This is a genomic window from Sorangium sp. So ce128, assembly GCF_051525245.1.
In the GTDB taxonomy this organism is placed as follows: domain Bacteria; phylum Myxococcota_A; class Polyangia; order Polyangiales; family Polyangiaceae; genus Sorangium; species Sorangium cellulosum_B.
On sequence record NZ_CP150313.1, the window covers coordinates 1,235,869 to 1,255,584 of the forward strand.

15 protein-coding genes are annotated in these 19,716 nt (G+C 68.8%); 7 read left to right on the forward strand and 8 right to left on the reverse strand.

Going from position 1 to position 19,716, the window contains the following annotated elements:
- Window positions 1-263: 263 nt before the first annotated feature.
- Window positions 264-1,091: a sigma-70 family RNA polymerase sigma factor gene (locus tag WME82_RS04750; protein ID WP_437744346.1), complete on the forward strand. Its 828-nt coding sequence runs from the start codon at window positions 264-266 to the stop codon at window positions 1,089-1,091.
- Window positions 1,092-1,181: 90 nt separating this feature from the next.
- On the opposite strand, the gene WME82_RS04755 is transcribed toward WME82_RS04750, so the two are convergent.
- On the reverse strand, window positions 1,182-2,003 hold the full coding sequence (locus WME82_RS04755) for an MBL fold metallo-hydrolase (protein WP_236644465.1): 822 nt from the start codon (window positions 2,001-2,003) through the stop codon (window positions 1,182-1,184).
- A 400-nt stretch (window positions 2,004-2,403) separates the two neighbouring features.
- On the opposite strand from WME82_RS04755, the gene WME82_RS04760 reads away from it, so the two are divergent.
- From WME82_RS04760 to WME82_RS04770, 3 genes are all read left to right on the forward strand, one after another.
- Window positions 2,404-2,949, forward strand: coding sequence for a YdcF family protein (locus tag WME82_RS04760; protein ID WP_438041843.1), 546 nt, complete (start codon window positions 2,404-2,406; stop codon window positions 2,947-2,949).
- Between the two features lie 2 nt (window positions 2,950-2,951).
- A complete protein-coding gene (locus tag WME82_RS04765; protein WP_438041844.1) occupies window positions 2,952-5,303 on the forward strand; it encodes a peptidylprolyl isomerase in 2,352 nt (783 codons plus the stop codon).
- A gap of 249 nt (window positions 5,304-5,552) precedes the next feature.
- Complete coding sequence (locus WME82_RS04770; protein WP_437297930.1) at window positions 5,553-6,677, forward strand: glycosyltransferase family 2 protein; 1,125 nt, start codon at window positions 5,553-5,555, stop codon at window positions 6,675-6,677.
- 17 nt (window positions 6,678-6,694) lie between these two features.
- Here WME82_RS04770 and WME82_RS04775 read toward each other — a convergent pair whose 3' ends face one another.
- The 3 genes from WME82_RS04775 to WME82_RS04785 form a co-directional block, all read right to left on the reverse strand.
- Window positions 6,695-7,456 (reverse strand): YdcF family protein, encoded by a 762-nt coding sequence (locus tag WME82_RS04775; RefSeq protein ID WP_437914899.1) that lies wholly within the window; start codon window positions 7,454-7,456, stop codon window positions 6,695-6,697.
- A 168-nt stretch (window positions 7,457-7,624) separates the two neighbouring features.
- Window positions 7,625-8,878, reverse strand: coding sequence for an MYXO-CTERM sorting domain-containing protein (locus tag WME82_RS04780; RefSeq protein ID WP_438041845.1), 1,254 nt, complete (start codon window positions 8,876-8,878; stop codon window positions 7,625-7,627).
- A 692-nt stretch (window positions 8,879-9,570) separates the two neighbouring features.
- The gene (locus WME82_RS04785) at window positions 9,571-11,046 is read right to left on the reverse strand and encodes a PQQ-dependent sugar dehydrogenase (RefSeq protein WP_438041846.1); all 1,476 of its coding nucleotides are present in this window, start codon (window positions 11,044-11,046) and stop codon (window positions 9,571-9,573) included.
- Between the two features lie 104 nt (window positions 11,047-11,150).
- On the opposite strand from WME82_RS04785, the gene WME82_RS04790 reads away from it, so the two are divergent.
- From WME82_RS04790 to WME82_RS04800, 3 genes are read left to right on the forward strand one after another with little or no spacing between them, the layout of a single operon-like run.
- A complete protein-coding gene (locus WME82_RS04790; protein ID WP_438041847.1) occupies window positions 11,151-11,909 on the forward strand; it encodes an EboA domain-containing protein in 759 nt (252 codons plus the stop codon).
- A gap of 23 nt (window positions 11,910-11,932) precedes the next feature.
- Complete coding sequence (locus WME82_RS04795; RefSeq protein WP_438041848.1) at window positions 11,933-12,817, forward strand: TatD family hydrolase; 885 nt, start codon at window positions 11,933-11,935, stop codon at window positions 12,815-12,817.
- 10 nt (window positions 12,818-12,827) lie between these two features.
- Window positions 12,828-14,201, forward strand: coding sequence for an alkaline phosphatase family protein (locus tag WME82_RS04800; protein WP_438041849.1), 1,374 nt, complete (start codon window positions 12,828-12,830; stop codon window positions 14,199-14,201).
- A gap of 60 nt (window positions 14,202-14,261) precedes the next feature.
- On the opposite strand, the gene WME82_RS04805 is transcribed toward WME82_RS04800, so the two are convergent.
- From WME82_RS04805 to WME82_RS04820, 4 genes are all read right to left on the reverse strand, one after another.
- Complete coding sequence (locus WME82_RS04805) at window positions 14,262-15,902, reverse strand: hypothetical protein (protein WP_438041850.1); 1,641 nt, start codon at window positions 15,900-15,902, stop codon at window positions 14,262-14,264.
- 84 nt (window positions 15,903-15,986) lie between these two features.
- A complete protein-coding gene (locus tag WME82_RS04810; protein WP_438041851.1) occupies window positions 15,987-16,868 on the reverse strand; it encodes a UbiA family prenyltransferase in 882 nt (293 codons plus the stop codon).
- Window positions 16,865-18,352 carry a metabolite traffic protein EboE gene (gene eboE / locus WME82_RS04815; protein ID WP_438041852.1) on the reverse strand — a complete coding sequence of 496 codons (1,488 nt, stop codon included), beginning with the start codon at window positions 18,350-18,352 and terminating at the stop codon, window positions 16,865-16,867. Before eboE ends, WME82_RS04810 begins: the two co-directional genes overlap by 4 nt.
- Window positions 18,349-19,683: a 3-dehydroquinate synthase gene (locus WME82_RS04820; protein WP_438041853.1), complete on the reverse strand. Its 1,335-nt coding sequence runs from the start codon at window positions 19,681-19,683 to the stop codon at window positions 18,349-18,351. The genes eboE and WME82_RS04820 overlap by 4 nt, the downstream gene beginning before the upstream one ends.
- Between the last annotated feature and the right edge of the window lie 33 nt (window positions 19,684-19,716).

A 19,716-nucleotide genomic window follows, 5' to 3' on the forward strand; every position in this document is an offset into this window, starting at 1 on the left:
GCACATCGTCCGCCTCATTCGCCGCTCGTGCGCTGTGGATCTGGGCTCAGCGCTGCGCATTCGTGCTCCTCCGCTTTCCCGCAAAGCTTTCGCTTCCGTCGAGGGATCCGAACACGTTGCGCATTCCAGCGCAAAAAAAGGCGATTTCCTAGGGTTTATCCCGGCATCGCGCCTGCATCTGCGTCTGTGCCGCCCGCCGGCTCGTAGGGGCTCGCAAACCAACCCTCCTTGATCGGCGCGCGCGGTGGGAGAGCGGAGAGATCATGAGCGCCACCTGGGATCGTGCGGCATTCTCGGCTTATCGTACAGAGCTCGCGAACTACGCCACCCTGAGCCCGGACGCCGAGCGGGAGCTCGCGCTCCGCTGGCGAGCTGGTGACCAGGACGCTGGCCGGCGCCTCATCGAGGCGTGTCTGCCCTTCGTGATGACGATCGCTCTCGAGTACCGCCGCTGGGGGCTGCCGATGGAGGACATCGTGCAGGAGGGGAACATCGGCCTCCTGAAGGCCGCGGAGCGCTTCGATCCGGACCGCGGCTGCCGCCTGGCGACGTACGCGGCCTACTGGATCCGGGCGGAGATCCGCGAGCACGTGGCGCGGGGGTACCGGATCGTGCGCCTCGGGTCGTCGAAGAGCGAGCGGCGCGCGCTTCGCATCTACCGCAAGACGCACGAGAAGGACCCGGCGGTGCTCGCGGAGCTGAGCGGCCTGTCGGAGGAACGGGCGGCCGAGCTGCTGCCGCTGCTCATGGCGCGCGACGTCAGCCTGGAGCGCTCTCCGACCGAGGACGGCGTAGCTCCGGTGGAGCGGCTCGCGTCGAGCGCGCACACGCCGGAGGACGAGGCCTGCGACGCCGATGAGCGCGCGCAGCTCTCGCGCGCGCTGCTCCAGGTCGTGAACGAGCTGTCGCCCCGCGAGCGCTCCATCATGAACCAGCGCTGGCTGACGGACAGCCCCGTGACGCTCGAGCAGCTCGGCGCCGACTTCGGCGTCAGCAAGGAGCGCGTGCGGCAGATCGAGGAGCGCGCCAAGAAGCGGATGCGCGCGCGCATCGAGGAGATCACCCGAGAGCCGATGGCGAAGAGCGCTTAAGGCGCCTGTGGCAGCGAGACGCGGCGCGCTCCAGCGCCGCGTCTGGCCGCGCGCTGCTCCTTGCCGCCACGAGCCTGGCGAGGCGTCGCGCTAGATCTCGATGACCGTGCCTTCGCGCGCGGCGATGGTGTTCGGGAAGAGCTCGCGGGCGCGCATCTCCTTCTCGCGCACCATCGCGTCGGTCTGGTTGGGATCGTGGTGGTGCAGGACGAGCTGCTTGGCGCCCGCCGCCTTCGCGAGCTCGCAGCCCGCGACGAACGTGGCGTGACCCCAGCCCGTCTTCGGGCCGCCGCCGACCTCGCCCGCGTACTCTTCGGGCGTGTACATGGCGTCGAAGATCAGCACGTCGGCGCCCATCGCGAGCTTCTTCAGCTTCGGATCCACGATCGCGTAGTGCTCGGAGTCGGTGATGTACACGACCACCTTGCCCTCGTGCTCGACGCGGTACGCGTACACGCCGTTCGGGTGGTTGCCGCGCGCGTTGGTCACGCGCACATCGTCGTTCGGGCCGATCGTGACCACCTCGCCCTCGTAGAGGTCGCGGAAGGTCATCGCCGCGCCCATCTCCGTGAGGTGCACCGGGAAGCTCGGGTAGTCCATCTGCCCGGCCAGCGTCTCCTCGAGCGTCCGGGAGACGTTGAGGCCACCGTAGAGATGGATCTTGTTCCCGCGCACGAACGCGGGCGTGAAGAACGGGAAGCCCTGGATGTGATCCCAGTGCACATGACTGAAGAACATCCAGGCTTCGAAGGGCATCTCCTTGACCAGCTCCTGGCCGAGGAGACGGAGCCCCGTCCCTCCATCGAGGATGACCAGCGTTTCGCCGGCACGAATCTCATAGCAGCTCGTGTTGCCGCCTACTTCGACCGTGCCTGCACCGGGCGTGGGGATGCTTCCGCGAACCCCCCACATCTTGATCCGCATCCTGCCTCGCTCGCTGAACCCCGCCCGTTTCAAGGTAGAGCTATTAGATTCCGAGCGCGGGCAGCGTCAAGCCGCCTGGTGCACCGGGAGCAAGGAAGGTCGCAGACGTGGAGACCTGGCCGGGGGAGCAGGGCCAAGGCGCCAATGTAGTCAGGGGATAGGTTGCGGGCCCAGCGGCGGTCGCGGCCTGCCGCTGGGGGGCGGGAGCGCGCGGAGGCGGGGCCGAGGCGCGGGCGCCGGGGCGGGGGGCGCAGGTGGCGGCCACAGGTCAGCCTGCGGGCGGCGCAGGCATCGGAGCGGCAACGGCCCGCGGGCGGCAGCGGGAGGGCAGGACGATCGCGCGCAGCGGGCACGCGAAGGTCGCGGCCGATGGGCTATGGTCGGTCGCATGCCGCTCCACGCGGACGCCATCGTCGTCCTCGGCTGCAGGGTGTTTCCCTCCGGGCGCCCGGCGGCCCCCGGTGCGCGCCGCGCGGCGCGCGCCGCGGAGGCCTACCGCGCCGGGGTCGCGCCGTGGGTGATCGCCAGCGGCGGGCGCCGCTGGGGCGCGCAGGTCGAGGCGCGCGTGCTCGCCGCCGAGCTGCGGCGCGCCGGCGTGCCGGCGCACGCGATCCTGCAGGATCTCTGGTCGCTGACGACGCACGAGAACGCGATCTTCAGCGCGGCCCTCCTGCGCCGCGTGGGCGCGCGGCGCGCGGCGATCGTCACCTGCTCCTGGCACATGGCCAGGGCTCTCCAGAACTTCCACGACGTCGGGATCGACGCTTGCGGGCTGCCGGCGTCGCGCGTAAGCGAGCCGGTGGTTGCGCGCGCATGGCAGCGCGGTCACGAGGTGATCTCGATGTGGCTCGACGCGCGCGCGATGCGCCGCAGGCGGATCCTCAGCGAGAGCGCCGCCTGGCTGCTCGACACCGCTCGTCAGGGTGAACCGTGATCATGCCGAGAAGGCGCTCCTCTCCGCTCCTCGTCCTCGCGCTGCTCCTCTCCCTCTCCGCCTGCACCGGGCAGCCGGCGCCGGGCCCTGCGCCCGACGCCGGGAGCTCCGCGGCGGCGCCGGCCGCCAGCGCCGGGGCGGCGGGGCGGCTCGATGCCCTCCTCGCGGCCGAGCAGCGCCGCGCCGCCCTGGAGGTGAGCCCCGCGGACCAGCAGAGCCGCGACGTCGGCGTGCGGCGCGCCGCCGCGCGGGCCCTCGCACGCATCGGCGGAGACGCGGCGTGGCCCGGGCTCGCGCGGGCGCTTGCCGACGAGGACGACGAGGTGGTCGCGTGGGCCGCCTACGGCCTCGGGTTCTCGTGCAAGGAGCGCGAGGTCGAGGCGGTCTCGGCGCTCGTCGCGCGCGCCCTCGCCCGCGACGCCCGCCCGAGCCCCGCGGGCGCGGCGAGCGCCGCTGCGTCCGCGGCGGCGCCGAGCGGCGGCGCCGCTGCGGGTGCGCCGCCGCTCGACGCGGGCGGCGCGCTCGCCCGCGCCATCGGGCGGTGCGGCGCGGAGGCGTCGGAGCCGACGCTGGTCGCGTGGCTCGACGGCCCGCGCGAGCGCGCGATCCACGCGGCGTATGCGCTCGGCGATCTCGCCGCGATCAAGCTCAAGCTGCGCGAGGAGACGCTCGTCGCGCTGCTCAACCTCGCCTCGGGGAGCGCGGCGAGCCCGCCGGTCCCCGAGGCGCTCTACCCGATCGGGCGCCTCGAGCACGTCCCGCTCACGGTCATCCCCCGCATCCGCGACGTCGCGACCGCGCGGCTCGCGGAGGCCTCCGACGCGCGGCTCTTCGCGGTGCGCGCGCTCGGCCGGGCAGGGGAGGCGGCTGCCTCCGAGCTTGCGCGCGTGCTCTCCGCGAAGGGCGTGTTCACCGCGAGTGAGCGCGCCGAGGCCGCGCGCGCGCTCAAGCGCCTCGGCCCGCCCGGCCAGCGCGCCCTCGCCGACGCGGTCGCCGCGCTCGCCCCGAGCGCGGACCCGATCGCGCTCACGGGCCTCGTGAGCGAGGACTTCGGCGTGCTGCTCACCGCGCTCGACGCGCTCGGATCTGCGGGCGCCGCGCGCAAGGCGCTCCGCGATCTCGCCGCCCTGCCGCCGCCGCCGAGCGCGCCCGCGGCGATCCTCCGCCGCGTCGCGTGGCTCCGCTGCGGCGCGGCCCGGCTCCTCGCGGGCGGGGACTACCGTGATCCGCTGCTGCTCGGCTGTGACGTCACGGCGCCGGCGGAGCCGGGGAGCAAGCCGGACGCAGGCGCGCCGGTGCGCGGCCCGATCGGCGCCCGGGCGGTCGTCGAGGTGATCGGCCGCGACGCCATCACGGGCGCGCGGCTCGCCGCGTTCCGCGCGTACGCCGCGTCGGGCGATCTGCGCGCGCGGGAGGCCGCGATCGAGCTCATCGCCGCGCACGAGGAGATCGCCGGCGCGCCCGACCTGCTCGCGAAGGCGCTCGCCGCGGAGGAGCCGGGCCTCGTCGCCGCCGCGGCGGAGGTCATCGCGCGGCAGCCTCAGCGCGCGTCGGAGGCGCCGGGGAAGCGGAAGCGCAGGAAGCGGAGCGACGAGAAGGACGCTCCCGCAGCGGTCACGTCGCCGGCGATCGAGGCCGCGCTGCTCGCGATCCTCGACCGCCCAGGTGCGCGCGACGATCCGGAGCTGATCGGCGCGGTCGTCGACGCGGTGGGCGCGCTGGCGCTCAAGCCGGCGGAGGCTCGCCTGGAGCAGCTCTGCCGGTCGAGCCACCCCACGACGCGGGCGCGCGCCGGGACGGCGCTCGGCGTGCTCAGGGGCCGCAAGATCGCGTGCGACGCCGGTCTGCCGGGGGACGCGGGCGCGGCGGGGCGGCCGGCCGTCGCGCCGCCGGTCGGCGAGGTGCCCGCCGAGGCCTCCGCGCTCGTGCGCGCGCCGGCGGTGCTGATCTTCGACACGGACGCCGGCGAGCTCACGATGACGCTCGACCCTGCGCTCGCGCCCGTCGCGGTGACCCGCTTCGTCGATCTCGCGCGCTCCGGCTATTACGACGGCAAGCTTGTCCATCGCGTGGTGCCCGGCTTCGTCACCCAGTTCGGCGCGCCGTTCGGCGACGGCGCAGGAGGTCCGCCCGGCAGGCCGGCGCTGCGTTGCGAGACGTCGCCGGTCGCGTTCGAGCCGCTGCGGGTCGGCGTCGCGCTCGCCGGCCGCGACACCGGATCGAGCCAGCTCTTCGTGATGCACGCGCGCGCGCCGCACCTCGACGGCCAGTACGCGGCCGTCGGCGTCGCCGCCGGGCCGTGGGCTGCGCTCGCGGATGGGGACATCATCCGGAGCGTGAAGGTGCAGGACTGATCGCGGGCGGCGCGCGGCGTGCGCGTCCCGTGACGACCTGGGGCGCGCGGCGCCTGTGTTGCGTGCGCGCGCGGCGCACGACGCGCCTCACGCGGCGCGCTTCACGGAGCGTGCGACATGCGCCACGCATCGGTCCTGTGCGGCGCGTGACGCGCGTGCGCGTGCGCATGCAACTTGAACGGCGATGTCGCGGCGTGGCCCATCCATGTCGGTTGACAACCGCCCCCGACCGGCGCTCTACAGTTTAGCGTGGTCATTGCCTCCTTTCTGGCCGTCGCGGTGCTCGTGTACACCTACTTCGGGTACCCGATCGTTATCGGCGTCCTGGCGCGCCTCCGGCCCGCGCAGCGGAAGGAGGATCCGGACTACGTCCCCACGGTGACGGCGTGCATTCCCGTCTTCAACGCGGCGTCGTATCTCCCGGCGAAGGTCGAGAGCCTCCTCGCGCTCGACTATCCGAAGGACAAGTTAGAGGTCCTGCTCTTCTCGGACGGCTCGACGGACGACACCGTGCTCGTGGCGCGACAGCTGGCCGAGCGCGATCCTCGGGTGAAGGTGATCGTCAGCGAGGCGCGTCGTGGCAAGCCGATCGGCGTGAACACGATGCTCGGGGTCGCGACGGGCGAGGTGCTGTTGATGACGGACATCCGCCAGCCGCTCGTGCCTGGGGCGCTGCGCGCGCTCGTGCGGCTCCTGGCCGATCCGAACGCGGGCTGTGTCTCTGGCAACCTGGTGCTGAAGGGATCGGCGGGGTCGGGGGCTTACTGGCGTTACGAGAACTGGATCCGCCTCCAGGAAGGGCGGTTCAGGAGCATGGTGGGCGTGACCGGTCCCATCTATGCGATCCGCCGCGCCGACATGAGCCATCTCCCGGAGGGCGTCATCCTCGACGACATGTGGGTGCCGATGCGGCTCCGCCTCGAGGGGCGTTCGATCCTGTTTGCTCCCGACGCGATCGCGTACGACGACGCCTTCGGCGACGAGCGCGAGTTCGGCCGCAAGGTGCGCACGCTGGCCGGCAATTATCAGCTCTTTTCGCTGCTCCCGGCGCTCCTCGTCCCGTTCAGGAACCCGTCCTGGTTCGAGATCTTCTCGCACAAGCTGCTCCGCCTCGTGTGCCCCTGGGCGCTCGTCGCGCTGCTGATCACGTCGACGGTCGCGTGGATGGGCGCCGAGATGAGCGGCGACGCCTCGTGGACGCTCTACGCGGCGCGCGCGCTGTTCGGCGGGCAGGTGGCCTTCTACCTGCTCGCGGCGCTCGGGGGCGCTGCGGGCAAGCTCGGCGCGCTCGCGCGGACGTTCGTGGTCCTGAACGCGGCGGCGGTGGTCGGCCTCTGGCGATACCTCCGCGGCTCGCAGAAGGTCACCTGGTAGCGCGGGGCGCGCCGGGGCTACGGCTCCAGTAGACCCACGAGCTCGTGAACGGCGCGCTGCGAACGTCTGAGGGAGAGCGACTCCGGCAGCAGCCGCTCAGGCCCCTCGGGCGGCAGCGACTGGAACCTGACCGGCGCGGGGAGGACGTCGAGCCCTGCGCGCTCGAACATGCGGAGGGAGCGCGGCATGTGGAGCGCGCTGGTCACGACCACGACGGCGTCGGCCGACAGGCCGCGGGCGATCCGCGTGGAGTGGAGGGCGTTCTCTCGGGTATCGCGCGACTCGGTCTCCAGGATGATCTTCTTCCTGGGAACGCCGAGCTCCACGAGGAGATCGGCCATGGCGCTGGCGAGCTGGGTGGGCGCGCCTCGGACGTCCTTCCCCGAGACGATGATGTGGCCGAAGCCGTGCTCGCGGTAGACCCGCACGGCGGCGAGGCCGCGCTCGAGGCCTGCCGCCGACTGCCGTTCCATGGCTGGCTCGCCGAACTCGTCGGCGTCGATGCCGGCGGTGAGGATGACGAGGACCCGCCGCTCGGGTGAGCTTCCGGCGAGCTCCGCGTGCAGGTCCCTCGGCACCGTGCTGATCCGGCGTGCGAGCGCGCTGGAGAGCCAGGGCGTGGAGAGGAGCCACAGCGCGAGCCAGGCGCTCCACGCGAGCGCCCGCCCGATCTTCGCCCCGCGTGTTCGGAAGCTCCAGTCGCCGCCGGAGAGCGCGAGGCCGACGCCCGCGGCGACGAGGAGCACGAGGAGGGGATCGACGAGGCGGGAGATGGGCAAGGCGAGGCTCGCCGTGAGGCGCTGGGTGGGCTCACTCTATGAAGGCGCCGGGGGGGCGATGCGAGCGAAAAAGGGCCCGTCTCCAGGTGAAACGGCGGGACGGAGTCGATCGGGGATCGTCCGCCCCGCAGCGACGCGCGCTTGCGGCGGTTCGTTGTGGGGCGGGGCTCAACGCCGCCGGTGTGTGCGCCGGCGCCTGGCTGCGGCGGCGAGGGCGAGCCCCGCGAGGCCCGCGGGGAGCCAGCCGTCGGGGGCGTTGCCGGGCATCCGGCAGCCGCAGCCGCCGTCGTCGCTGGAGCGGCTGACGCTGCCGCCGGTCGAGCTCTCGCCGCCGGTGCCGTTGCCGCCGGCGCCGCTGCCGCCGGCGCCGTTGCTGCTGCTGGCGTTGGCGGGCGGCTCTCCTAGATCGAGCGGCGCTTCCGCGTCATCGGCCGCGACGAGGATGGGCGGCGCCTCGCCGGTCTCCTCGTAGATGGCCAGGAGGTCGTCTCCCGTGCTGTCCGTGCGGTTCTCGGACTGCAGGAACTCGATGTACTCCTTCGTCATCGACTGGTAGTACACGCGCGCCGAGAGCGTTTGCCTGCCGAAGGCGTTGGCCGGGACGGTGAGCGTGAAGCGCGCCTCGTCGTAGTTGCGGTATCCGCCGTTCCCATCGGCGAAGTCGATCTCCTGGGTCGGCTGGGTGGTCCGCGACGGGACGAAGCCCTTCGGCGGGATGCGCGTATCGGAGATGATCATGTCGTGGAGCGCGAGGTGCTCCTCCTTCTCACCCACGCCCGCCTCGCCGTCCCATCGCCCGTGCACGGCCCGGTACTCGTGGGTGGGCGGCTCGTGCTGGATCTCGCCGGTGTCGGCGTCGTAGCCGCCGAGCAGCGGCCGTTCGACGCCGCTCTCGTCGACGAGGAACACGGCGATCCAGGCGCGCCGGCTCTCCGCGTAGCCTGTCGGGAACTTGTGACCGGTGAGGTTCTCGACCCGGACGGTGACGGCGATTTCCTGTCCAGGCGCGGCCTCCTGCGGGGCGTCGACGAGAGTGACCGAGGCGGCCGAGGTGAGGCTCTTGAGCGTGCCGTCGAGCGCGAGCTCGAAGGAGTCGGGATACTCCGCGGCGCGGGCCTTGTCAGCCGCCATGACGGCCTGGATGCCCCAGTGGTTGCCGCCGACGAGGAGGTGGTCGCGCGGGTCGTTGCGGATCGGCCCCTCGTCGGCGACAGCCCACTCCCCCGGCTTCTTCTGCATGTGGCAGTCGATGCAGCTCTGTTCGTTCGAGCCACCGTCGCGGAAGTCGCTGGCGGCCCACTCCTCGTAGGTCGTGTCGAGGGGAAATTCGATGGTGGTGGGCGTACCGCTCGCGTCCCTCAGCATCACCTCCGGATTCGTGACCTGGTGACACTGGCCACAGAATCGGGAATCGGCGAGCATTGGGGCATTCTCCCCGATGTGAGACCTGGACTCAATGTTCTCGTAAGGACCGTACATTACAGGAGTGTTGATGAAGTCAGCAGCCTCTGGTGAATGGTCGAACACGAGCTGAGCATTGCCGAGGAGGTACGACTCAGTATTGTTGGGGCCCGGCGTCGGCATCGCGCGGTGGCAAACGTTGCAGCTGACGCCTTGGCCATCGACGATCTTGCCATCAACCGATGCCTCAGGGTCGAATCCAGAGCCATCCGGAGGCGTCGCTCTCCCGTTCAGGAACCCAATGGGAGAGTGACATCGCAAGCAGAAAGTCCCCACCCCCGGCGCGTCCTGGTTGGCAATCGCCAGAGCAGCTTTGAAGACAGGATCGCGCCATGCGTTGGCCATCATGGTACCTGCCCACGTGTCGGTGGGCATGTAGTCCTGGCGATCCTCGTATTCGGCGAGATGGCAGCCGGCGCAGCGCTCTGCGGTGCCCAGATTGTTCGGTTGTGGCATGTCGCCCGGCGCCGTGCCCTGGAGGTCATCGATCCCAGCGGCTGCCTCGTGACTCAGCAACCCGAGCGCGAGCACCCAACCCACTGCCAGTTTCAGCGTATTCTGCATGGCTCGAATCCAGATCTGGTAAGCTGCTCTTCGGAAGGTGGGGACCAACGATGAACGGCCACGCTGTTCCCTATGGATCGCGGGACAATCTATTCCGGATCGATTCGGAAGATGCTGCCTCCGTAAGAGACGATGTACAGCTCGCCCGCTGCGTCTTCTCCGAACGAAGCCAGGCCCTGGATGGTACTCTCAGAAGCGAGGTCCTGGCTGAGCGAGCTTCTTGGCGTGGCGATGCCGTCCTTCCATGTAAGCATCCAGACTCTGTCCGATGCGTAGTCGCCGAACAGGTATTTCCCACGAAGCGCGGGGATCCTGCTCCCACGATAGACATAGCCGCCGGTTACGGAACCATCGCCGTTGTCGTGATCGTACGCCACGATGGGCGCCGTGATCGTCGGCGAGTTGCATGGGGTCGCCTGGTCTTGCTGGATGCACGTACCCCCCTCGGTGACGCTCCATCCGTAGTTCTTGTTGCCCTGGCCGCGCGGCTCGACGTTGATCTCCTCAAACAATCGCCCACCGACATCTCCGATGTAGAGATCTCCCCGGCAGCGGTCGAAGCTGAATCGCCACGGGTTGCGCAGGCCGTAATCCCAGACGTCCGGATCTCCACCGGTGACGTTCCCCGCTGGCGCTGTCGGATGATTATCGACATCGATGCGCAGGATCTTGCCGAGCTTTACCTCAATGTTCTGCCCATTGTTGTTCGGATCCGGGTTGTCGGTTTGGCCACCACCGTCGCCGACGCCTATATAGAGCATGCGATCTGGGCCGAACGCGAGCATGCCGCCGTTGTGGTTGCCCATGACACCGGATGTTATGCGGAAATAGCTGCGCTTGCTCTCGGCGACGGCGACATCCGGATTGCTTGGCGAGCGTGAGAATTCCATCAGAGTGAGTCCAGTCGCCAAATCACCCTGGCGGCGTGCGTTGAAGTACACAAAGAAGCGCCCGTTCTCTGCGTAGTCGGGATGGAACGTGAGGCCGAGTAGCCCCTTCTCGTCATCATAGCCCGTGTCGACCGGCGTGACGAGCCCCGTGATGTCGAGGAACGGCTCCTCCTGAAGCGCTCCGTTCTTTACCAGGCGAATCCTTCCGACCTGCTCGATAACGTAGAGTCGGCTCGCATCGGCAGGCTCGCTGGTTACATGGAGCGGCCGGTCGAAGCCGTTGACCACCTCGGTGAGCTTGAGCGGCGGCACGGTCCCGCCCGGCTCGTCGCACTCGATCGTCCCGCTCCCGCCGGCACCGGAGCCGGCGCTGGTCGCAGGGCCGGCGCCGGCTCCGGTGCTTGTGGTCGAGCCCGGGCCGCTGGTGCTGGCGTTGGTGCCGGTGCTGGTGCTGGTGCTTGTGCTGGTGTTCGCGCCGGATCCGCTGCTCGTGGGAGCGCCGCTCGAGGTGCCGCCGCCGGAGCCCGGTCCACCGGGACCGGTTCCTCCCCCGCCTCCTCCGCCTGTGCCTGCGCTGTTGTCGCTGCCGCCGCAGCCATTCAGGGTGAAGCCGAGCCCGAAAAGGGCGGCTGCGATGGGCATAAAAGACAAAAGGAAACGCTTCTGGTCCATCATGCAGTAGGACACTATCCGAACAGCGCGCCCCTTGGTATAACTTTCCACCGCTCGGCGACGTCGGCATTTTGCGGCAGGCGCCCGGACCGGCGGGCATGACTACAATGCAAGACGCTTCCCTACTGCTGTTTGGAATTCTCTCGCGCCGGATTCCTTCGGCGGCGCGCTCCTGGCTGGAGTGCGTCGAACGGGTGACCGGGACCGGTGCGGGTCTCGGCGGCACGCCCGACGCGCGGGAGAGCGAGTCGTCGACGTGGTTCGATCTCGACCGCTTCCTCGCGACGTTCACTGCGGCGGTACGGGTGCTCGGTAGGGCGCAGCTCGGGCTTCACCCCGACGAGCGGGATGCGCTGGAGGCTGCCGGTGTCGCCGGGGCGGTCGATGGCAGGGCACTGGATGAGCTCGGCCGGGTAACGATGCTGGCGCAGGTTTCGAGGCGCCTGCCCGCACCGGAGCTCGAATCGCTGCTCCGTGTTTGTTATGAGCAGGGAGATGGCCGGGAGCGGCAGGCGCTCTTGCGGGCACTGCCGTTCTTGACCGAGGCGGAGCGCTTCGTTCCGCTCGCGGTCGAGGCGTGCCGAACGAACGAGCTGCCCATCTTCGAAGCGATCGCCTGCGAGAATCCCTACCCGGCTGCCCATTTTCCCGATCTCAACTTCAACCAGTTGGTCCTCAAGGCCATGTTCATGGGCGTGGCGCTCGCCCGGATCATCGGGCTCGACCGACGGCGATCGGGCGAGCTCGCCAGGATGGCGGAGGACTTCGCGAGCGAACGGAGGGCGGCTGGCCGGAGCGTCCCGGCCGACATAGGCTTGCTCTCTCTGGACCACGAGCGTGAGCGCGCGACACGGATCCCCGAGTGAAGCAGCGCGCTGCGGAGGGACTCTTGAAGCTATTCGATCCCCATATCCACATGACATCGCGGACGACGGACGACTACCAGGCGATGGCCGCGGCCGGCATCGTGGCCGTCCTCGAGCCGGCGTTCTGGCTCGGTCAACCGAGGACCCATGTCGGCACGTTCGAGGACTACTTCACGTCCCTGCTCGGCTGGGAGCGTTTCCGGGCCAGTCAGTTCGGCATCCGTCACCTTTGCACGCTGGGGCTCAACCCGAAGGAAGCCAACAACCCTCGCGTGGCGCAAGGCGTCATCGATCTCTTGCCGCGCTATCTCGACAAGGAAGGCGTGGTCGCGGTCGGGGAGATCGGGTTCGATGACATGACACCGGAGGAAGAGAAGTATTTCGCCCAGCAGGTCGAGCTCGCCCGAGAGCACGATCTTCCGATTCTGGTGCATACGCCGCACCGCGACAAAAAGCGGGGCACGGAGCGGACGCTCGCCCTGGTGAAGGAGCTTCGGTTCCCTGAGGAGCGTGTGCTCATCGACCATAACAATGAAGAGACGCTGCCGCTCGTGCTCGCGACCGGCTGCTGGGCCGGCCACTCCATCTACCCCAATACCAAGATGGACGAGGACCGGATGGTCACGCTCGTCAAGACCTACGGCGCTGAGCGAATCCTGATCAACAGCGCGGCGGACTGGGGCGTGAGCGATCCGCTCAAGGTCCCGAAGACGGCGGCGCGGATGCGCGAGAACGGGATCTCGGACGATGCGATCGAGCGGATCGTGTGGAAGAACCCCCTCACCTTCTTCTCCCAGAGCGGCCGGCTCGATCTCGCGGAGTTCGGCGAGGCGCCGGCGGTGGATCAGCGCGCCCTGTTCGAGGGCAACTCGGTCTTGCGCGGGCAGGCTCCCGTCGTGAAGAGCTGATTGAACAGGTATGCACCGCACCGTCGTTCTCAATGTCGTCGGGCTTACCGGCGAACTCCTGGGCGATGCGACGCCGAACCTGAAGCGGCTCGCTCAGGAGGGCGTGATGCGCCCTCTTCAGACCGTGCTGCCGGCGGTCACATGCACCGTCCAGTCGACGTTCACGACAGGCCTCCTCCCGAGCGGGCACGGCTGCGTCGCGAACGGCTGGTACTTTCGCGATATCGCCGAGGTGAACCTGTGGCGCCAGGCGAACCAGCTGGTGACGGGGGAGAAGATCTGGGAGGCTGCGCGTCGGCGCGATCCGACGTTCACCTGTGCGAAGCTGTTCTGGTGGTACAACATGTACAGCTCGGCAGACTACGCGGTGACGCCGAGGCCGATCTACTGGGCGGACGGGCTCAAGCTGCCGGATATCTACACTGAACCGGCGTCGTTGCGAGATGAACTCGTCTGCCGATTGGGTGAGTTCCCTCTCTTCAATTTCTGGGGTCCGAACGCGGATATCCGGTCGACGGAGTGGATTGCGCGGTGTGCGCGCCATGTTTACGACACGCGACGGCCCACGTTGACGTTGGTTTACCTTCCGCACCTCGACTACAACCTGCAACGGCTCGGGCCGGATCACCCGGGGATCAGGGACGATCTCCGCGCCGTGGACGCCGTATGCGGGGAGCTCATCGACCATGTGCGCAAGGATGGGGCGCGGGTGATCGTCCTGTCCGAGTACGGCATCACGCGTGTGTCCGGCGTGGTGCACATCAACCGTGCGCTCCGAGAGCAGGGGCTCCTGCGCGTCAGGGTTGAGCGTGGCCTCGAGAAGCTCGACGCCGGCGCATCCGAGGCGTTCGCGGTGGCGGATCATCAGGTGGCGCATGTGTACGTGCGTCGCCCGGAGCGTATTCAAGAAGTGAAGGCGCTCCTTGAAAGGCTTTCCGGAGTAGACGTCGTTCTCGATGCGGAAGCCAAGCGCTCAGCCGGACTGGATCATGCGAGGTCGGGAGAGCTTGTAGCGATCTCACGAGAGGATCGGTGGTTCAGCTACTACTACTGGCTCGATGACGATAAGGCTCCAGAGTTTGCCAGAACCGTCGATATCCACCGCAAGCCCGGATACGATCCTGTGGAGCTGTTCTCTGACCCTAAGCTGCGCGTCCTGCCAGCCCATGTCGCCTGGAAGCTGCTCAAGAAAAAGCTCGGTTTCCGGTATCTTATGGACGTGATCCCACTGGATGCCGCATTGGTGAAAGGATCGCACGGTCGTTTGACCGCGCGCCCGGAGCAGGGGCCGCTCGCGCTCTCTACTTGTGGCTCGCTGCTGCCGGATGGAAGGGTTCTTGCTCTTGATGTGAGTCGAATCGTGATGGATCACATCTTTTGTTGACGCCCCCGTCAATTGCTTCGTGTCATAAATTGGTATGAACGGTTCGCGGTGGCCACGCTGCTAAATTCCAAGCTTTGCCAGAAACATGGTATCGTAATCTGTTTGGAGCGTCCCCGACTCGAACGCGATTGTTCTGAAGAATGAGCCGATGATGATGGTCTCGTTGCTGAGGGCTGCCTTTGCGGCAAATCCGTCTGACGGGCCTCCGCTTCGGTATGACCTTTTCCAGAGCGTTTTTCCTGACGAATCTAGCTTCAGTACCCAGGGGGATGGGAGCTCGTCGTGGTCCATGATCTCGTTGTCCACCCTCAGCTCCCCGCTGAATTCTCCGATGAGCACGACGTTGTTGAGCGTGTCATTGCTGATGCCGCCGATCGCGTTGTGGGAAGTTCCTTCGAAGTCGCGACTCCAACGATGTTTTCCGGATGCGTCGAATTGGACGACGAAGAACGCTGTGTCCCCATCGGGTGAACCGAGGCCATGGCTGCTGTCAAATTCGATGCGCTCATCGTAGTTGCCGGTGGCCGAAATGTTGCCGAGGCTGTCCACGGCTAGAGCAGACGGGTAACCATTGTCGAAGTCACGTGTCCAAACCGGGGTCCCAGCGCTATCGAGCTTCGCTAGGAACATCCCCGCGCCGTCAAGCTCTGGCGAATCGCCAAAGCGAATCGAGTTCTGATGATTCCCGATGATAACGATGTTGTCGCTTCGATCGATGGTTGCGTCTATCAGCGCATCATCGCCTGAGCTGCCGAACATCCGTGCCCATCCGCCTTGTGCTGTGCTCGTGGATCCTGTCTTCCCATCGAGCTTTGCAGTATACATATCCGGCGTGTCCGCTGGAGCGGATGTCAGGATCGTATCGTCGAACTCAATGTTCCCTCTGAACGTTCCTGAGATGAACGCGTCGCCATGTTGCGTGCTACTGATCTTGGGGCGAACGGTTCTGGTGAATTGGTCAAAGTAACTATCGTTAACGATTTTTGCTGGGAAGCTGCGGCTCCACGTGTGCTCTCCTTTGTTGCTGAATTTTGCGACAAATAGACCCGGTCCGACGTCGCTCCCGCCGAAATTTATCGTGCCGGCGCTGACGCCAGTCAACAAGATGTTGCCTGCGGCATCTACGCTTACGGATGTCGCTTCCTGAGCTGCTGCATCTCCGAAGCTGTGACTCCATATGTGGTTTCCGTCTTTGTCAAGGGCGACGATGAATATGTCGGAGTTTCCGGCGCTTGTGTGTGGCTCTGTGCCAAATTGTATGGACTGCGAGAAGGCGCCTGCTGCGATGATGTTGCCCTGTCGGTCGGTTGTTACTGAGTGAGCCACTGATTCAGTTCCGAATGCTCGTGCCCACAAGGTGCAGTCGAAGCCGTCGCAATTTTCGTCGTCGTCGATCGCACAGGTCTCCTGAGCTGGCAGCTTTTCGTTCTGGCATGCACCCCAGGTGCTTCCACTGTCGTCGCACGTCCGTGTTCCGGATTTGCACAGCCCGAAATCAGCAGTACCTTCTGGGCCGCTGTAGCATTCCTCTGTGATGTTCGGCCTACAAACGTTCGCGCTGTTATTCCCGCCTGCACTCTGGTCTTCTGATGGTGGAGAGTCTTCAAAGTCGTCGAGCCCGAGGACGAGCGCGCATCCGGAACCGGCAAAGAATAGCGCAAAGAAGCCTGTTGGAATGATTCGTGCGTTACGTAACGTCATGAGCCGCGTCTCCAGTAGCCCGAGCTGTTGTCTCTCAGTCGTCGATGAGGATGCCAGCTGCGGCACCGACTCCCGCGCCAGTCCTCACGTCCCCCGCACCACCCGCTGCATCGCCAGCGTCAGCGGAAACCCCAGCATCGCCAGCGCCGCCGCGCCGTCTGCCCCCGGCGCTCCGCTCCTCGCGATGAGCACCGCGTCCAGCAGCGATATCCCTGCGATGAGCGTCACCACGGCGCGCGGGATCCGGTCCTTTCGCGTCCCCCGCAGCAACCTCACCGCGTGGATCACGCAGCCAGCGAGCGCCCCGTACGCGATCGTGCCCATCATCCCCGTGAGCGGCGCACCGAGCGTCGCCAGGAACGGGACCGCCATGAAGCCGAGGGCCCACAGGCTGCGCACCGCCAGCAGGTTCTCCTGCTTTGCGATCGCGGTCAGCCCGATCAAGTAGAACAGCAGCGCCACCCCCCCGGCGAGCACCGCGCTCCCGAGCTGCCCCCCCGCCGCGAACGCCGCGGTCATATAGACCAGCACGCGGCACGCCCCCATCAGCGCCGGGCTCAGCGGGTTCCCCTTGTGCCAGGCATCGTAAAGCACGATCGCCCCAGCGAGCAGCGCGCTCGCCAGGGCGGGCGCCATTCCCCGGTTCGCCACATAGGCGTGGCCGCCCACGATCAACACACCGGCCCCGAGCAGGCCGTAGCCCACCGCGAACACCTCCCGGGCGCTCACCAGCCCGGATGGGATCGGCCGCTCGGGCCGCTCGCGCGCGTCGATCTCTCGATCGAACGCGTCGTTCAGGAACATGCCGCCCACGTACATCAGCGACACCGCGAACCCCACCAGCGCCACGTCGATCGCCCGCGGCGCAGACCCCGAAAGGACCATGCCACAGAGCACGTTCGTCCACACCGTGGGCAGATTCGAGACGCGGCCGAGCCGCAGATAGACCCGTGCGCGCGAGCTCATCGCTCTGCCCCCACTCCGCTGTCCGCTCGCCCGCCGGCGCTGGCGCCGACTCGACTGTCCGCTTGCCCACCGGCGCCTGCGCCGACTTCGCGGTCTCCCCCGACTCCACGGCTCCCGCCGACGCCTCGGCCCTCGCCGACACCGGCGCCCACGCTTCCGTCCCTCACCATCCGCTCCTCCACCCAGCGGAGCTCCCTCGCCACCGCCTCGACCAGCCCGCCTCGGCGCTGGTCGTCCGGAAGTACATCCCAGGTGTAGGTCTCTACCTCGAGGTGCTGCGTCGCTGGCGAGTCTCGCAGGTGCGACAGCAGCGCCGCCAGCTCCGGCTGCGTCGTCGCGAGCGCGCCCTCGAGCTCCCGGAAGATCGGCACATGGAAGTGGACTCGCCACTCCTCCGGCTGCACCCCGGGCGGCGCTGCGGTCCCGCCGTCGAGCGCCGCCAGCGCCTCGGGCAGATCCAGGTAGCGGACGAGCTCGCCCCCGCCTGGGCCCCCACGCCGCTCGACCACCTGGTGCAGGTAGACGACGTCCTCCGCATACGCGCGCAGCCTCGCCATCGTCGCCGGCTCGCGCTCCGCCACGCGGGCGCGCAGCCCGGCGCTGAGCTGCACCTTGTGCACGCCGATGCCCGCAGCGCGGAGCGCCGCGAGCGACGCGGGGGCGTCCTCGAACTCCACCGCCATGTGGCACGCGTCGAAGCAAAGGCCAAGGTGGCTCCGGAGCGCCTCCTCGGCGTCCGGCAGGCTCATCCCGGCCAGCGCCGACAGCTCGCGCGCGCGCTCCGGCGCGAACACGTGATCGGTGAAGAAGCCGATCGCCTCGGGCGTCGTCTCGAGGAAGCAGCACGGCTCCGGCTCGAGGGCCAGCGCGATGTGCTTGCCCGTGCGGCGCCGGATCTCGACGAGGTGCGCCGCGTGCTCGACCAACCGCCGCGCCATCGCCGGCGCATCGCCGGGCGTGCGCACCCGCGGCCTGAACGCGCCGGGCACCGTGCTGACGCTGCCCATCAGGCCCTCGTCCGCCGGCAGCAGCTCGGCGAGGAGCGTCGCCAGGAGATCGCTGTACGCGAGCCGCTCCTCGTCGAGCCAGTCGGGCAGGTACACGCGCTCCTTCACCGGCGCGCCGTGGAACCGGCCGTAAGGGAAGCCGTTCAGCGTGAACACGTAGAGGCCGTTCCGCTCGAGAAAATCGCGGAACGCGTCGAGCTCCGCCGGCTCGGCGAGCTCCGCCGCCGCCCTCGCCGAGAGCCGCAGCCCCACCCCGCACCGGCGGCGCGCGCCCGGCCCGAGGCCCTCCGCCCCGCTGCCGCCTCCGCCGCTTCCGTCGCCTCCTCGGTGCAGCGCCCCTTGTTCCCCGCCGGCCGCGCGCGACCAGATCGCGAGCAGGTGCGTCTCGAGGCTCTGCTTCACCTCCGACCACGTCTCGCCCGCGTGGATGTTCGTGCAGTACGTGAGGTGCGGCGCGCCCGCGCACGCGAGCCTCATGATTGCGCCGCTCCCGTGACCGCGCTCGCCGCTCCCGTGGCCGCGCTCGCCGCTCCCGTGGCCACGCCCGTCGCTCCCGTGGCCGCGCTCGCCGCTCCCGTGGCCGCGCTCGCCGCTCCCGTTGCGCCGATCGCCGCGAGCGCGCCCCGCCTCCCGGCGCGCTCGCGCAGCCGCGCGATCGCCGCGACGATGTGCCGCTCCTCCATCGCGTGCACCTCGCGGGCGCGCCCCACGTCCTCGAGCAACGTCACCGTGAGCTCCCCGCCGAGGTGCTCGCGGAACTCGTCCAGCCCATCGAGCACGCAGAGCCGCTCGCCCCGCTCCCCGCTCTCGCACGTGCGCGTCAGCGCGAGCGCGTCGTCCCACAGCGTGAAGCCGAGCGCCTCGAGCGCCGCCACCACCGCGGCCGCCGTCGCCTGGCTGCACAGGCCCGCCAGCTCGGCGTACAGCGTGTCGATCGCGATCCCGATCGCGACCGCCTCGCCGTGGCGGAGCCTGTGCTTCGTGAGCGACTCCAGCTTGTGCGCAGCCCAGTGCCCGAAGTCGAGCGGCCGCGCGCTCCCGAGCTCGAACGGGTCGCCCGCGCTCGCGATGTGCTGGAGGTGGATCTCCGCCGAGCGGCGCACGAGCTGCGCGAGCGGCGCGAGCGACCCCGACGCGAGCGCGGGCGCGTGCTCGGACAGCCACGAGAACAGCCGCGCGTCCCGGATCAGCGCGACCTTCACCGCCTCCGCCATCCCCGCCACCTTGTCGCGCAAGGGCAGCGTCTCCAGGAAGCGCGGATCGATGAGCACCGCGAACGGCGGGGCGAACGTGCCGAGCAGGTTCTTCTTCCCGAACGCGTTGACGCCGTTCTTCACGCCGACCCCGGAATCGGCCTGCGCGAGCACCGTGGTCGGGATCCGCACGACCCGGACGCCTCGGTGCACCGTCGCCGCCGCGTAGCCGACCATGTCGAGCACCGCGCCGCCTCCGACGATCATCACGAACGACTGCCGATCCATCCCCAGCGCGTCGAGCCTCGCCTGCAGCGCCGCCGTCGCCGCGCCGTCGTTCTTCGCCGCCTCGCCGCCGGGCACCACGATCGGCTCGGCCGCGAGCGTGAGCAGGTCCGGTCGCGCGCCCACGTACCGCGCGATGTCGTCCGCCAGAGACGGCCACGCCGCCGCGACGCCGCCGTCGATCACCGGCAGCACGCGGTGACGCCGGCGCGGCTCCTTCGCGGCGATGGCGGCCGCCAGGTCGGCGTTGCTCGGCGAAAAGACGCCCTCCGTGAAGTAGACGGGGTACTCGAAGGGGACCGCGATCCGTTGCAGATGAAGCAGCATCAAAGCCGACTTTCGAGAGAGGTCATCGGCCCGTCA